This is a genomic window from Blastococcus sp. URHD0036, from assembly GCF_000701365.1.
In the GTDB taxonomy this organism is placed as follows: domain Bacteria; phylum Actinomycetota; class Actinomycetes; order Mycobacteriales; family Geodermatophilaceae; genus Trujillonella.
Genome location: NZ_JNIK01000016.1, coordinates 71,668 through 86,186 on the forward strand (window position 1 = coordinate 71,668; position 14,519 = coordinate 86,186).

Below are 14,519 nucleotides of genomic sequence, written 5' to 3' on the forward strand. Positions count from 1 at the left end.
GCGCAGAATGGGCCCGTGGCATCCACCGCACCCTCTGCCGGGCCCAGTCGCGGCCGCGTCCTCGTCGTCGACGACGACGCCGCCCTCGCCGAGATGCTGGGCATCGTGCTGCGCCGGGAGGGCTACGAACCGGCCTTCGTCTCCGACGGCAACCGGGCGGTGGGTGTCTTCCAGCAGACCCGGCCCGACATCGTGCTGCTGGACCTGATGCTGCCCGGCCGCAACGGCCTGCAGATCTGCCAGGACATCCGCACGCAGTCCAGCGTCCCCATCGTGATGCTGACCGCGAAGGGCGACACCATCGACGTCGTCCAGGGCCTGGAGGCCGGGGCCGACGACTACGTCACCAAGCCCTTCAAGCCGGTGGAGCTGGTGGCCCGCGTGCGGGCGCAGCTGCGCCGGGGGGAGACCGGTCAGGCGGAGAACCTGACGATCGGCGACATCGCCATCGACGTCCCGGCCCACCAGGTCACCCGCGACGGCACGCCGATCGCCCTCACGCCGCTGGAGTTCGACCTCCTCGTGGCGCTGGCCCGCAAGCCGCGGCAGGTGTTCACCCGCGAGCTGCTGCTGGAGCAGGTGTGGGGCTACCGGCACGCCGCCGACACCCGGCTGGTCAACGTCCACGTGCAGCGGCTGCGCGCGAAGATCGAGCGAGACCCCGAGCGCCCCGAGATCGTGCTGACCGTGCGCGGGGTCGGGTACAAGGCCGGCCCACCGTGATCGGGGCTCGGTGACCGCACGGCCCGTCCCGGCGGAGGCACCCGTCACCGCCGTCCCCGCCGCCCCGGCGCCCGAGGCGCCGTCCGTTCCGCCTGCCCCGCCGGCCCGGGACCGGACGGCACGGCTGCGCCGCCGGCTCCAGGCTCGGGCGGCCCGCGGACGGCGGGCGCTGCGCCGGCTCGCCGCGACCGCGGTGCACGCGTGGCGCTCGTCGCTGCACGTGCGGATCGGCGCGATCACGATGGTCGTGGCCGGCACCGTGGTGGTGATCGTCAGCCTCGTCCTGTTCAGCCAGATCCGTGACCAGCTGCTGTCGGTGAAGCGCGAGGCCGCGATCGACCAGGCCCAGGCCGGGGTCACCTACGCCCGCGACGAGGTCGGCAGCATCGCCAGCGGCGACGCCGCGAGCGTGCGGACGACGCTGGACCGCACCGTCCAGCAGTTGCAGACCCGCGCCGGCTCGGCGGGCGACTTCGAGGTGGTCGTCGTCTACCGCACCGGCGACGACGAGGTGATCGCCGGTCGCCGCGGGGTGTTCCTGGCGCTGCCGGTGGACCTGCGCGCCGGCGTCGACTCCGGTGGCCAGTTCTCCCAGTACGCCCTCGTCCCCGACGGGGAGGGGGAGCGCAGTCCCGCGCTGCTCATCGGCGCCCCGGTGACGAGCGACGCGGCCGGGACCGAACGGATCGAGCTCTACTACGCCTTCCCCCTCCAGCAGGAGGAGGAGAGCCTCTCGCTGATCCGCAGCACCGTGATCATCAGCGGGATCGCGCTGACGCTGTTCGTCGTCGGGATCGGGGTGCTGGTGACCCGGCTGGTGGTCGACCCGGTCCGGCGTGCGGCCGGCATCGCGCAGCGGCTGGCCGAGGGCGATCTCGAGCAGCGGATGACGGTGCGGGGGGAGGACGACCTCGCCCGCCTCGCGACGAGCTTCAACGCGATGGCCGACAGCCTGCAGCGCCAGATCACCCAGCTGGAGGGGCTCTCGCAGCTGCAGCAGCGGTTCACCTCCGACGTCAGCCACGAGCTGCGCACCCCGCTGACGACCGTGCAGATGGCCGCGGAGGTGCTGCACGAGTCCCGGGAGGAGTTCGAGCCGCACGTGGCCCGGTCGGCGGAGCTGCTGCACGAGGAGCTCGACCGGTTCGAGGGTCTGCTGACCGACCTGCTGGAGATCAGCCGGTACGACGCCGGCGCCGCGGTGCTCGACTGGGAACCCACCGACGTCGGCGCCCTGGTGCAGCGGGTGGTGGGCGACTTCTCGGCACTGGCGGCCCGGCACGGCTGCGAGCTGCGGGTCGCCGGCCCCCAGCAGCCGGTCATCGCCGAGGTCGACCCGCGCCGGGTGCAGCGCATCCTCCGCAACCTGATCGGCAACGCCATCGAGCACGGCTCCGGCCGGCCGGTGGAGATCACCTGGGCGGCCAACCGGGTCGCCGTCGCCGTCACCGTCCGCGACCTCGGCGTGGGGCTCAGCCCGGCCGAGGCCCAGCACGTGTTCGACCGGTTCTGGCGGGCGGACCCCTCCCGGGTGCGGACCGTCGGCGGCAGCGGTCTCGGCCTGTCGATCAGCCTCGAGGACGCACGGCTGCACGGCGGGTGGCTGCAGGTGTGGGGAGCGCCGGGTCTGGGCGCCCAGTTCCGGCTGACCCTGCCAGTCACCTCGGGAGCGGAACTGACCAGCTCACCCCTCCCGCTGCGGCCGGCCATCGTCCGCCGTCCGGGGACTGCGCCGTGACGCGGCGTCCGGCCTGCGCCGCGTTCGTCGCGCTGCTGCTGGCCCTGGCCGGCTGCTCGACCGTGCCCGGCAGCTCCGCCACGGTGCAGATCACCCAGGAACCGGACCGCTCCTCCGAGGTCGAGGGCCTGGAGCCGATCGGCCCCGAGGAGGGCGCCAGCCCCGAGGAGATCGTGCGCCGCTTCATCGACGCGGCGGCGAGCACGGCGCGCCAGCACCCGGTGGCTCGCGAGTTCCTCACGCCGGCGGCGAAGGACGCGTGGTCCGACGAGACGGGCATCACGGTCATCGGGGCCGACTACGCCACGGTGACCGAGGGAACGGGGTCGGAGGGCAGCGCGACGGTCCGGGTCACCGCGGACCTGCTCGGCACCGTCGACCCGCGCGGGGTGTTCAGCATCGGGACGGAGGAGCGGTTCAGCCACGAGTTCCCTCTCGAACAGGTCGGCGGGGAGTGGCGGATCAGCGACCCGCCCGAGGGCCTGGTGATGCTGGAGCCGGACTTCGAGCGGCTCTACGACGAGCGGGCCGTCTTCTTCATCGACCCGACGCAGCAGCGGGTGGTGCCCGACCCGCGCTACGTGATCCGCGGCGACGCCCAGCCGACGACGCTGGTCGACCGGCTGATCGCCGGTCCGTCCCCGGCGCTGGAGGCCGGGGTGCAGAACCTCCTCGGCGACGCCGGGCTGATCCGGAAGGTCACCGTGTCCGGGCTGTCGGTCACGGTCGACCTCACCGGCATCTCCGAGCTGGCGGCGCCGGAGCTCTCGCTGCTGTCGGCGCAACTGGTGTGGACGCTCTCCCAGCTGCCGGGCACGCCGTCGGTGGAGCTGCTCTCCGACGGCGAGGAGCTGAACCTCGAGGGCGTCCCGCCGGTGCAGAGCGTCGAGGACTGGTCGGAGTTCGACCCGGAGGCGGCACCGCAGGGTGCGGTGGGGCACTACGTGGACGGCGGCGCGCTGCGCCTGGACGACGGCGAGCCCGCGCCGGGTCCGGCGGGTCAGGGGGCCTACGGGCTGCAGTCCGCCGCCGTGTCGGCCGATCCGCGGACGGGGGAGCTGTCGGCGATGGTCGGGGTCACCTCCCGCGACTTCCGGACCGCGCTGGTGGTGGGCCCCTACGGGGGCGACCTCGCCGAGGTGCTGCCGGGCGGGGCCTTCACCGCGCCCACCGTGGCGGCGACACGGGACGAGTTCTGGACCGTCCGCGACGGGACCGCGGTGGTGCGCGTCCCGGCCGACGGGCAGCCCCAGCCGGTCAACGCCCCCACGCTCGGGGCGCTGGGGTTTGCGTCGGTGCTCCAGTTGTCTCCCGACGGCGTGCGCGCGGCGGTGGTCGTGAACAGCAACGAGCTGTACGTCGGCACCGTCGTCCGCGCGGAGAACGCGCCGGTCACGCTGCGGGACCTGCGCCCCGTGGCGCCGTCGCTGACCGGCGTCCTCGACGTGGCCTGGAGCGCGTCCGACCAGCTGCTGGTCCTGGCCTCCGGCGGCCCGCAGGACGGCATCGCGCCCTACGCGCTCGGTGTCGACGGCTGGGGGCTGACCCCGGTGGCGACCGCGGGGCTGCCCGGGCAGCCGACCTCGATCGCCGCCGCACCGAGCCAGCAGCCCCTGGTCAGCGCCGGCGGCACGGGCGGCGCCGGCGGGACCATGTGGGAGCTGTCCGGCGGCACCTGGGTGACCCTGGTGCGCGGCGAGCAGCCGCGGCCGGGCACGGAGCCGTTCTTCCCCGCCTGACCGACGGTCCACAACCTGCGGACGCCGGCCGGACGCCGGCCGGTGGCACGGCAGGCTGGCGGCGTGCGTGCCGTCGGGGAGCTGGTGCGCGCCACCGCCGCCGCGCTCGCCGACCTCGTGCTGCCGCGGATCTGTGCGGGCTGCGGCGTGCCGGGCGCGGTGCTGTGCCGCGGCTGCGCCGGGGAGTTCGCGGTGCCGCACCTGGCGCAGCCGCGGCGGTTCCCGGCGGGCTTCCCGCCCACCGTCGCCGCGGCGGTCTACGACGGGCCGGTGCGCCCGGCGGTCAACGCCTTCAAGGAGCACGGGCGCGCCGAGCTGGCCCGGCCGCTGGGTGCGGCGCTGGCGCTGGCGGTGGCCGCCGTCCGGGCGGGTGTCCCCGGGGCGGGGCCCGGTACTCCGGTGCTGCTGGTGCCCCTGCCGGCGACCCGCAGCGCGCTGCGCGCCCGGGGGCGGGACCACGTCGCCGAGCTGACCCGGGCCGCCGTCGCCGAGCTGCGGACCGCCGGGGTGCCCGCCGGGTCCGGACGGCTGCTCGCCCGGACCGGCCGGGTCGTGGACTCGGCCGGTCTGTCGGCTGCCCAGCGGCGGGCGAACCTGGCCGGCACGTTCACCGTCCGGCCGGCCCGGCCGGCGCCGCCGGGCACGCTGCTCGTCCTGGTGGACGACGTGGTGACCAGCGGAGCGACGCTCAGCGAGGCCGCCGCGACGCTCACCCGGACACGCCGGAGCGACACGCCGGTGCTGGCCGCCGTGGTCGCCGCGACGCCGCGGCGCACCGGTCGCCGCGGTGCCGCGGGGCCACCTGCGCGGACGCCGCGGACGGGCTGAACCCGCTCCAGAGTGGCCGCCCGCTCGACTGTCGGGACACCTGCTGGACGACTAGCGTTCAACCGGACACACACCCGTACTACCGGGAGGTCTCATGGAGATCGTTGTCCGTGGCCGGAACGTCGACGTGCCGGAGCACTACCGCCAGCACGTCGAGGACAAGGTCGGTTCGCTCGACCGCTTCGACGGCAAGTTGAAGATGCTCCGGATGGACGTGGAGCTGTTCCACGAGAAGAACCCACGCCAGTCGGCGAACTGCCAGCGCGTGGAGATCACCCTGCGGGGCAAGGGCCCGGTCGTCCGCGCGGAAGCCTGCGCGCCCGACTTCTACGGGGCGCTCGACCTCGCCTGCACCAAGCTGGAGAACCGGCTCCGCCGGGCGGCCGACCGCCGCCGCGTGCACCACGGCCGGCGCACCCCCGACAGCGTGCGGCTCAACGGCAACACCGCCGACCCGCTCGCCCCTCTGCTCACCGCGCCGGCGGACGGCGACGCGCTCGGACCGGACGGGTCACCCCTCGTCTCCGAGCTCGACGAGCACCTGCCCGGCCACGTCGTCCGGGAGAAGCACCACCCGGCCGTGCCGATGACCGTCGACCAGGCGCTCCACGAGATGGAGCTGGTCGGTCACGACTTCTTCCTCTTCCAGTGCGCCGACACCGGGCAGCCCACGGTGGTCTACCGCCGGCACGCCTACGACTACGGCCTCATCCGGCTGGTCGACGTCCCCGTCGACGGTGCCGCGCTGCACAGCCACGCCCCCGCCGAACCGGTGGCGGCCCACCTCTGAGGTCCTGATCGGGAGTCGCCCGGGGACGCGATCCGTCCCCGGGCGACTCCGCGTCAGTCGCCGGGCAGCCGACCGAAGAGCACGGCGTCGGAGCGGCCGCCGTCGCGGTTCTCGAGGCAGCCGCGCACCAGGCCCTCGCGCCGGAAACCGGCGCGTCCGGCGGTGACCTGCGACGCGGTGTTCGCGACGTCGACGACCAGGTGGACCCGTGGCGCGCCCAGCCCCAGCGCCCACTCCGCGAGCGCGTGCGCCGTCTCCGCGGCGTAGCCCCGCCCGCGTGCACCCGCGGCGATCCAGTAGCCGATCTCGGGCCCGAGACGCCCGCCGCGGACGTGCACCCCTGCCGAGCCGACCAGGACGCCGTCGGCCTCGACCGCGACCGGCATGCCGCGGCCCTCGGCGCGCTCCGCCGGCGCCAGCTCCGACACCCACGCCCGCGCCTGCTCGCGCGTGTACGGCAGGGACAGGACGGTGATCCAGCGTTGGATCCCGGGGTCCTGGCAGGCGGCGAGGACGGCGTCCTCGTCGTCGGGCCGGAAGGGCCGCAGCAGCGGTCGCTCGGTGCGCACCACCTCCGTGGTCAGGTCCGACGTCGGCCAGGTCCATCCGGCCATCCTCAGGCGTTGCCGAGCACCCGGTCGACCGAGATCTCGATGACGACGCGCGCCGGGTTCTCCCGCGGCTGCCGGTAGCGGCGGGCGTAGCGCTCGACGGCCTCGGCCACGGACGCGGCGTCGTCCTTCACGACCGCCGTCCCCTCCAGGGTCAGCCACCGGCGGCCGTCGACCGAGCAGACCGCGACGCGGCCCTGCCCTTCCCGCACGTGCCGGGCCTTGGCCGACGTGCCCGACGTGATCACCCGGGCGATGGCTGTCTCCGGGTCGAAGGTGACCCCGACCGGGACGACGTGCGGGCTGCCGTCGGCGCGGAGGGTCGTCAGCGTCGCGAGGTGCCGCTCGGTGAGGAAGGTGAGGGTGTCGGGGCCCAGGGTGCGCGGGTCTGCTGCCACCGGCGGAGGGTATGCGCGCAGGCGCTGGTGCTCCCAGGCGGGCCGCCTACTCTGGGTCCGTGGTGTTCTCGAGAATCCTCCGTGCCGGTGAGGGCAAGATCCTGCGGCGACTCAACAGGATCGCCGACGCGGTCGAGTCGCTGGCCGACGACTACGTCGACCTGACCGACGCGGAGCTGCAGGCGAAGACGGACGAGTTCAAGGAGCGCTACGCCGACGGGGAGTCCCTCGACGAGCTGCTCCCCGAGGCGTTCGCCGTGGTCCGGGAGGCGGCGACCCGCACCCTCGGCCAGCGGCACTTCCGCGTGCAGATCATGGGCGGCGCCGCGCTGCACCTGGGCAACATCGCCGAGATGCGCACCGGTGAGGGCAAGACGCTCACCGGTGTCCTGCCGGCGTACCTCAACGCGCTCACCGGCGAGGGCGTCCACGTCATCACGGTCAACGACTACCTGGCCAAGCGCGACGCCGAGTGGATGGGCCGGGTGCACCGCTTCCTCGGCCTGTCGGTGGGCACGATCCTGTCCGGCGAGCGGCCGGCGCACCGGCGCGAGCAGTACGCCTGCGACATCACCTACGGCACGAACAACGAGTTCGGCTTCGACTACCTGCGCGACAACATGGCGTGGAGCAAGGGCGACCTGGTCCAGCGCGGGCACAACTACGCGATCGTCGACGAGGTCGACTCGATCCTCATCGACGAGGCCCGCACCCCGCTGATCATCAGTGGTCCGGCCGAGTCGGCGGGCAAGTGGTACCAGGAGTTCGCCCGGATCGTGCCGATGATGCGGCGCGACGAGCACTACGAGGTGGAGGAGTCCAAGCGGACGGTCGCCGTCACCGAGGAGGGCGTCGAGTTCGTCGAGGACCAGCTCGGCATCGACAACCTCTACGAGGCGGTCAACTCCCCGCTGATCAGCTACCTGAACAACGCGCTGAAGGCCAAGGAGCTCTACCACCGCGACCAGCAGTACATCGTCAGCAACGGCGAGGTGCTCATCGTCGACGAGTTCACCGGCCGCGTGCTGTCGGGCCGGCGCTACAACGAGGGCATGCACCAGGCCATCGAGGCCAAGGAGAAGGTGCAGATCAAGGACGAGAACCAGACCCTCGCCACGATCACGCTGCAGAACTACTTCCGGCTCTACGAGAAGCTGTCGGGGATGACCGGTACCGCCCAGACCGAGGCGGCCGAGCTCTCCCAGACCTACAAGCTGGGCGTCGTCCCGATCCCGACGAACCGGCCGATGGTCCGCATGGACCGCTCCGACGTCATCTACAAGACGGAGAAGGCCAAGCTCGAGGCGGTCGTCGAGGACATCGCCGAGCGCAGCGAGGCCGGCCAGCCGGTGCTGGTGGGCACCGCGAGCGTCGAGAAGTCCGAGCTGCTGTCGAAGTACCTGACCCGCAAGCAGATCCCGCACGAGGTCCTCAACGCCAAGAACCACGCCCGGGAGGCGCACATCGTCGCCCAGGCCGGGCGGCTGGGGGCGGTCACCGTGGCCACCAACATGGCCGGTCGCGGTACCGACATCCAGCTCGGCGGCAGCCCCGACTTCATCGCCGACGAGGACCTGCGCGCCCGCGGCCTGACCCCGACGGAGACCCCGGAGGAGTACGAAGCCGCCTGGGACGACGCGCTCGCCGCGGCGAAGAAGCAGGTCGAGGAGGAGCACGAGCAGGTCGTCGAGGCCGGTGGCCTCTACGTGCTCGGCACCGAGCGGCACGAGAGCCGCCGCATCGACAACCAGCTCCGCGGCCGCTCCGGCCGGCAGGGCGACCCGGGGGAGTCGCGCTTCTACCTCTCCCTCGGTGACGACCTGATGCGCCGCTTCAACGGCCCGATGCTCGAGTCGATGATGAACACGCTGCGCGTCCCCGACGACCAGCCGATCGAGTCGAAGATGGTCAGCCGGGCGATCCTGTCGGCGCAGACCCAGGTCGAGCAGCAGAACTTCGAGATCCGGAAGAACGTCCTCAAGTACGACGAGGTGCTCAACCGGCAGCGCACCGTCATCTACGACGAGCGGCGCAAGGTGCTCGACGGCGAGGACCTGCACGTGCAGGTCAAGACGATGGTGGACGACGTCGTGGGCGCCTACGTCGACGGCGCCACCGAGACCGGGTACGCCGAGGACTGGGACCTCGAGCAGCTGTGGACCGGGCTCAAGGCCCTGTACCCGGTGGGCCTGGACCGCGACGAGCTGCTCGAGCGGGTCGCCGACGGCGAGCAGGCCGCGCTCACGCCCGAGACGCTCAAGCAGGAGCTGCTCGACGACGTGCACCGCGCCTACGAGGAGCGCGAGACGACCCTCGGTGCCGAGGTGATGCGCGAGCTGGAGCGGCGGGTGCTGCTGAGCGTGCTCGACCGCAAGTGGCGCGAGCACCTCTACGAGATGGACTACCTCCGGGCCGGCATCCACCTGCGCGCGATGGCCAACCGCGACCCGGTCGTGGAGTACCAGCGCGAGGGCTTCGACATGTTCAACGCGATGCTCGACGGGATCAAGGAGGAGTCCGTCGGCTTCCTGTTCAACCTCGAGGTCAAGACCAAGGAGGAGCAGGAGGCCGAGGCCCAGGCCAAGCAGGCCGAGGCCGAGGCCAAGGCGCTCGCCGCCGCCCAGGAGGGCACCGCCCGTGTCCTGGCCCGTCAGCAGGCAGCCGCCGCCGCGGCGAACGGCAACGGCAACGGCAACGGCGCGGGCACCGCGCCCGCCGGGGCCCCGGTCGGCACCGCGCCCGGGAGGTCCGCTTCGACGACGCCCACGAAGGCGGCGCCCACGGCGCGCCGCAGTGCCGGTGCCGGCCCGGGCAAGAAGACGGCGCCCGTTGCCCGTGCCGTGACCCCTGCCCCCGTCGAGGAGCCGACCACCTCGGGCACCGGCCCCCAGCTGGCCGTCAAGGGTCTCGACGAGCCGCGCCGCCAGGAGAACCTGACCTACTCGGCGCCCAGCCTCGACGCCTCTCCCAAGGAGGGCGGCGCGGCGAAGGCGGCGAAGACCGCGACGGTCAGCGGTAACAAGGAGCCGGCCCGCAACTCCCCGTGCCCCTGCGGCTCGGGCAAGAAGTACAAGTTCTGCCACGGCGCCTCGAAGTAGCGCTGCCCGATCCGATCGCGCCCCCGCCGGCCCCGTGCCGGCGGGGGCGCGGTCGTCTCCGGGTCAGCCGATCTGGAGGGCGGTGCACCGCCAGCGGCCGTCGATGCCCTCGAGGCGCGCGGCGACGGCGTGCGCCCGGCCCGACCGCCGCGCCACGACGCTGATCTCGGCGACGCCGTCCACCGGCTCGCAGACGCGCACCGGCCCGAGCAGCACCGGCGCGGTGCCGCCGCCCGCGCACCAGGCCGGTGGGCGGCGGTGGGCCAGGCCGGCGTAGAGGTTCGGGGCGGTCATGGGCTGCACCTGCGACAGGGGGCGCAGACCCGCGAGGCCCTCCAGGACGAGCAGGAGCAGCCGCCGTCCGGCCAGCGCGGGGTCGGGCAGGTCGCTGCGTGCCGACCACGTCGGGCCGAAGTCGGCCGCCCGCCGGTGCGCCTCGCGCGGACGCGGCCCGGGCCGGTACCGGGGCCGCGGCGGTGCGATGCCGTGCCGTACCAGGGCGGTGAGCGGCTCGTCGCCGAGCGGGGGCTGCGGCGTCGGGACGACGGTCAGCCGGAACGTCCGCAGCGGGACACCGGGGACGGGTGCGGAGGACGGTGGCGCGGTCATCCGGGGAGCTCGCTCTCGCTGGGCGGGACGGGGAGGACCGGTGCGCGCAGCACCTGGCCGGGGAGCAGCAGGTCGGGATCGGGTCCGATGACGTCGGCGTTGGCGGCCCACCAGGCGTCGACGGCCCGGGCCACGTCGTCGTCGCCGGGGTCGCTCCCGGTCCGGGCCCGGAGGTCGGCCGCGGCGATGTCCCACAGGCACTCCCCGCGGACGACGACGTGGTCGCCGGACGGCCAGTCGGGGACAGGGTCGTCGCCGGATGCCGACGGTGGCGAGGTCGCGGGTGGCGCGGCGGCCGGCCAGTCGGGGACGGGCGGGGCGAGGGGCAGCGACTGGATCCTGGCGGCGGGTTCGGTCGCGGTGGAGCAGCCGACCAGGCCGGGCCCGGCCACGGTCAGGCCCAGGCCCAGGGCGACCGCGGCCGCCCGGCGGGTGCTCGCCGGGAGGACCAGCCGGCCGGTCAGCCGGGCCGTTGCGCCGAGTACTCCGGGTGCAGCGGAGAGCGCGGTGAGGAGCAGGCCGAGCGCACCCCAGCCCCAGGCGACCCAGGCCAGCAGAGCGGCCAGCCCGGCCACGAGCTGGTCCGGCCCGACCGCGTCTGCGACGGCCTGCGGATGGGCCAGGGCCCCGGGCCCCGGCAGATCGGCATCCAGGCTCGCCAGCAGCGCCGCCGTGACCGCCATGGCGGCGGTGGTGGCGAACAGCCGTCGCAGCGACATCGTTCCTCCTCGCGTCGTCTCGTGTACTAGAGCAAGCAAACGTCACCAAACGCAAGGGATGTGTACAGAGGTACGCTCCGGCCGTGCGGTGGCAGCGGTTGTTCGCCGATCTGCAGGCGGAGATGGAGGCCGAGGAGGTCGCGGCCGAGCGGGCGGAGGACGCCTCGCGGGCACGGCTGGAGTTCGGCGGGATCCGCCTGGCGGACCGCATCGGTGGAGCGGTCGGCCGGGAGCTCGTCCTGCGGTGCGGAGGCGGAGCCGAGCTCCGGGGCGTGCTGGCCGAGTCCGGATCCGGGTGGGTCCTGCTGGTCGAGGCGGCCGGGAGCCGGGAGGTGCTCGTCGCGCTCGCCGCGGTCCGTGCGGTGGCGGGTCTGGAGCGGACCACCGCGGTACCGGACGAGCGCGAGGTGGCTCAGCGGCTGGACCTGCGGTGGGCGCTGCGCGGGCTCGCGCGCGACCGCAGCCCGGTGCAGGTGCTGCTCGACGACGGTGGAGCGGTCACCGGCACCGTCGACCGGGTGGGCGCGGACTTCCTCGAGCTCGCCGAGCACGCGCCCGGCGAGTTCCGGCGCGAAGGTGTGGTGCGGGGGGTGCGGGCCGTGGCCATCGACGCCGTCGTCGCGGTGCGACGGCTCACCCCCGGGCTGGACTAGGCGCCCTCGACCCCCGCAGGGGAGGCGTCGGTCTCCGGGTCCAGCTCCGGGACGTCGCCGGCGCGGGCCTCGGCGTACCGCTGCTGGATGAACCGCTCGAGTTCGTCGACCTCGACGCGCCACTGCCCGCGGCCGCCGATCTGGATCGCGACGAGCTCCTTGCGGCGGACGAGCGCGTACACCTGCCGCCAGGAGACGTTCAGGATCTCCGCCACGTCGGCGAGGGTCAGGAAGCGCGGTGTGGGCATCGGCGGTCTCTCATCCGGGGTCGGCGTCAGTCTGTCAGCCTCCCGGATGTCCTCGTGGCACCGTCCACACCCGAACGTGTGGACAACCGATGCGCGGGAACGCGCTCGTACCGCATCATCTGCGTCCGACCGTCGGGATCCCGGCGGCGAGGGACCAGGCGGGTCGCACCGCCGACGGTGAACGGAGTCGACGCCGGTGACCGATGTCCGGACGGCACCTCCGCCGGCACGCCCCGCTCCGCCGTCGGCCGGGCCGACGCGCGGACCGGTGCCCCGTCGGGTGCGCCCGCCGCGCTGGCTGGACCTGCGGCTGGTGCTCGGGGTGCTGCTCGTGCTCGTGTCGGTGCTGCTGGGCGCCCGGGTGGTGGGCGCTGCGGACACCACGGTGCCGGTCTGGGCGGCGTCGGGCGACCTCGCGGCCGGGACCCTGCTCTCCGGCGGGGACCTCGTCGCGGTCGACGTCCGGCTGGACGACGCCGCGGGGCGGTACCTGTCCACCAGCACCCGGCCGGAGGGCCGCACCCTCGCCCGGGCGGTGGGCGCGGGCGAGCTGCTGCCGGGCTCGGTCCTCGAGGACGTCCCCGAGCTGAGGCGCCTGGCGCTGCCGGTGCAGGCCGGCTGGGTGCCGCCGGGTCTGGCGCGCGGTCAGATCGTGGACGTCTACGCGGTGGCGGACGCCGCTGCGGGCGCCACCGGCGTGGCCGACGGGGCGGTCACCCCGGTCGTCCTGGGCGCCCCGGTGCAGGCGGTCACCGGCCGGACCGACGGCGTGCTGTCCAGCGCCGCGACCACCGTGCAGGTGGTCGTCTCCGTCGGGGCCGACGACGCCGCGGCTGTCCTCGCCTCCGTCGGCGGCCGGCCGCTGGTGGTGGTCGTGCACGACTCGGTCGACGTCGCTGCGCCGTCGGCGGGGACGGTGCCCGCTGCGGGGACGGTGCCGTCGGTCGCCACGCCGCCGGGTGTCGCGGGGCCCACGGGCTGATGGCGCTGCAGGTCTTCACCGCGGTCACCGGCGCCGCCTGGGAGTCGGCGCTCGTGGGCGCGCTCGATCGGGCCGACCACGGGGTGACCGTCGTCCGTCGCTGTGTCGACGTGGGCGAACTGCTCGCGGCCGCCGCGACGGGGACGGGGCAGGCCGCGCTGCTGTCCGCCGACCTGCGCCGGCTGGACGGGAGCGCGGTGGCCCGGCTGGCGGCTGCCGGGGTCGCGGTCGTCGGGCTGGTCGAGCCCGGGGACGAGGGTGCCGCCGGCCGGATGCAGGCGTGGGGTGTCCTGCGGGTGCTCCCGGCGGACGCCGGGCCCGAGGAGATCGCCCGGGCGCTGCGCGAGGCCGTGGCGGGTGGTCCGCCGGCGGGCCGGGACATGGCCGATCCGCGGGCCGCCCTCCCCGGGCCGCACCGGGACCAGCCGGAGGGCGAGCGGGCGGAGGGTCCGGGCATCGTCGTCGCCGTCTGGGGACCCACGGGCGCGCCGGGCCGGACCACCGTGGCGGTGGGACTGGCCGACGAGGCGGCCCGGCTGGGCGTGGAGACGCTGCTGGTCGACGCGGACGTGTACGGCGGGGTCGTGGCCCAGGTGCTGGGGCTGCTCGACGAGTCGCCCGGGCTGGCGGCGGCGGCGCGACGTGCGGCCGCGGGCACCCTCGACGAGGCCGCGCTCCGGCTGCTGTCCTGGGAGGTCCGCCCCGGTCTGGGGGTCCTGACCGGTCTCGCGCGGGCCGACCGGTGGCCGGAGCTGCGCCCCTCGGCGGTGGTGCAGGTGCTCGAGGAGGCGCGCCGGCTGACTCCGCTGACCGTCGTGGACTGCGGGTTCAGCCTCGAGGAGGACGAGGAGCTGTCCTTCGACACGGCGGCACCCCGGCGCAACGGCGCCACCCTCGCCGTCCTCGAGACAGCCGACGTGGTGGTCTGCGTCGGTGGCGCCGACCCGGTGGCACTGCAGCGGTGCATCCGGGCTCTGGGTGACCTGCGCGACGCGCTGCCGGACGTCGAGCCGCTCCTGGTGGTCAACCAGGTGCGACGGGGGCCGGTGCCCGGGGACCCGCACCGCGAGGTGGCCGAGGCCCTGGAGCGCTTCACCGGTCGCGGCGTCGACGCCTTCCTGCCGGCCGACCGGCGGGCGACCGACGCCGCTCTCGCCTCGGGCCGCACTCTCGCCGAGGTCGCGCCGGCGTCGCCGTTGCGCGAGGCTCTCCGGGCCCTGGCCGCACAGGTCACCGGCGTGTCCGCGCAGGCGTCGCGCCGCAGCCTGAGCTGGCGCCGGTTCCGATCGAGCCGCACCGCCGGGTGAGACCGTCGGCCGGACAGCAGGATGGACGCAGGACCGGCCGTGCCGGTGAGCAACGGGGCCGCCGGACCGAGGGAGA

The 14,519-nt window shown here is 74.7% G+C and carries 14 protein-coding genes; 9 read left to right on the top strand and 5 right to left on the bottom strand.

The window, feature by feature from the left end:
- Positions 1 to 15: 15 nt before the first annotated feature.
- The 5 genes from mtrA (at position 16) to hpf (ending at position 5,818) form a co-directional block, all read left to right on the top strand.
- Entirely contained in the window at positions 16 to 723 is a 708-nt protein-coding gene (gene mtrA, locus N555_RS0116680; protein ID WP_029432637.1) for an MtrAB system response regulator MtrA, read from the top strand.
- A gap of 10 nt (positions 724 to 733) precedes the next feature.
- Positions 734 to 2,461, top strand: a complete 1,728-nt coding sequence (gene mtrB, locus N555_RS0116685) for an MtrAB system histidine kinase MtrB (protein WP_029432638.1) — start codon at positions 734 to 736, stop codon at positions 2,459 to 2,461.
- Positions 2,458 to 4,200, top strand: a complete 1,743-nt coding sequence (locus tag N555_RS0116690) for an LpqB family beta-propeller domain-containing protein (protein ID WP_029432639.1) — start codon at positions 2,458 to 2,460, stop codon at positions 4,198 to 4,200. The genes mtrB and N555_RS0116690 overlap by 4 nt, the downstream gene beginning before the upstream one ends.
- A 63-nt stretch (positions 4,201 to 4,263) precedes the next feature.
- Positions 4,264 to 5,028: a ComF family protein gene (locus tag N555_RS0116695; protein WP_231502888.1), complete on the top strand. Its 765-nt coding sequence runs from the start codon at positions 4,264 to 4,266 to the stop codon at positions 5,026 to 5,028.
- A gap of 94 nt (positions 5,029 to 5,122) precedes the next feature.
- Positions 5,123 to 5,818, top strand: a complete 696-nt coding sequence (gene hpf, locus N555_RS0116700) for a ribosome hibernation-promoting factor, HPF/YfiA family (RefSeq protein ID WP_029432641.1) — start codon at positions 5,123 to 5,125, stop codon at positions 5,816 to 5,818.
- 53 nt (positions 5,819 to 5,871) lie between these two features.
- Here the strand turns inward: hpf and N555_RS0116705 are convergent, their stop codons facing one another.
- Both N555_RS0116705 and N555_RS0116710 read right to left on the bottom strand, forming a co-directional pair.
- Positions 5,872 to 6,432, bottom strand: a complete 561-nt coding sequence (locus N555_RS0116705; RefSeq protein ID WP_051684165.1) for a GNAT family N-acetyltransferase — start codon at positions 6,430 to 6,432, stop codon at positions 5,872 to 5,874.
- A 2-nt stretch (positions 6,433 to 6,434) separates the two neighbouring features.
- The gene (locus N555_RS0116710) at positions 6,435 to 6,827 is read right to left on the bottom strand and encodes a pyridoxamine 5'-phosphate oxidase family protein (RefSeq protein ID WP_034511192.1); all 393 of its coding nucleotides are present in this window, start codon (positions 6,825 to 6,827) and stop codon (positions 6,435 to 6,437) included.
- Between the two features lie 59 nt (positions 6,828 to 6,886).
- Here N555_RS0116710 and secA point away from each other — a divergent pair, with 59 nt between their 5' ends.
- On the top strand, positions 6,887 to 9,925 hold the full coding sequence (gene secA, locus N555_RS0116715) for a preprotein translocase subunit SecA (protein WP_029432644.1): 3,039 nt from the start codon (positions 6,887 to 6,889) through the stop codon (positions 9,923 to 9,925).
- 63 nt (positions 9,926 to 9,988) lie between these two features.
- Here secA and N555_RS0116720 read toward each other — a convergent pair whose 3' ends face one another.
- Both N555_RS0116720 and N555_RS26975 read right to left on the bottom strand, forming a co-directional pair.
- Positions 9,989 to 10,534, bottom strand: a complete 546-nt coding sequence (locus N555_RS0116720) for an Rv3235 family protein (RefSeq protein WP_029432645.1) — start codon at positions 10,532 to 10,534, stop codon at positions 9,989 to 9,991.
- Positions 10,531 to 11,253, bottom strand: coding sequence for a LysM peptidoglycan-binding domain-containing protein (locus N555_RS26975; RefSeq protein ID WP_029432646.1), 723 nt, complete (start codon positions 11,251 to 11,253; stop codon positions 10,531 to 10,533). Before N555_RS26975 ends, N555_RS0116720 begins: the two co-directional genes overlap by 4 nt.
- Positions 11,254 to 11,336: 83 nt before the next feature.
- Between N555_RS26975 and N555_RS0116730 the strand changes: the two genes are divergently transcribed.
- On the top strand, positions 11,337 to 11,906 hold the full coding sequence (locus N555_RS0116730; RefSeq protein ID WP_029432647.1) for a hypothetical protein: 570 nt from the start codon (positions 11,337 to 11,339) through the stop codon (positions 11,904 to 11,906).
- On the opposite strand, the gene N555_RS0116735 is transcribed toward N555_RS0116730, so the two are convergent.
- Positions 11,903 to 12,154: a helix-turn-helix domain-containing protein gene (locus N555_RS0116735; RefSeq protein WP_029432648.1), complete on the bottom strand. Its 252-nt coding sequence runs from the start codon at positions 12,152 to 12,154 to the stop codon at positions 11,903 to 11,905. The two genes, N555_RS0116730 and N555_RS0116735, sit on opposite strands and share 4 nt — an antisense overlap.
- 268 nt (positions 12,155 to 12,422) lie before the next feature.
- On the opposite strand from N555_RS0116735, the gene N555_RS26120 reads away from it, so the two are divergent.
- Both N555_RS26120 and N555_RS0116745 read left to right on the top strand, forming a co-directional pair.
- Positions 12,423 to 13,136: an SAF domain-containing protein gene (locus tag N555_RS26120; RefSeq protein WP_051684167.1), complete on the top strand. Its 714-nt coding sequence runs from the start codon at positions 12,423 to 12,425 to the stop codon at positions 13,134 to 13,136.
- Positions 13,136 to 14,443: an AAA family ATPase gene (locus N555_RS0116745; protein ID WP_029432650.1), complete on the top strand. Its 1,308-nt coding sequence runs from the start codon at positions 13,136 to 13,138 to the stop codon at positions 14,441 to 14,443. The genes N555_RS26120 and N555_RS0116745 overlap by 1 nt, the downstream gene beginning before the upstream one ends.
- Positions 14,444 to 14,519 lie beyond the last annotated feature (76 nt).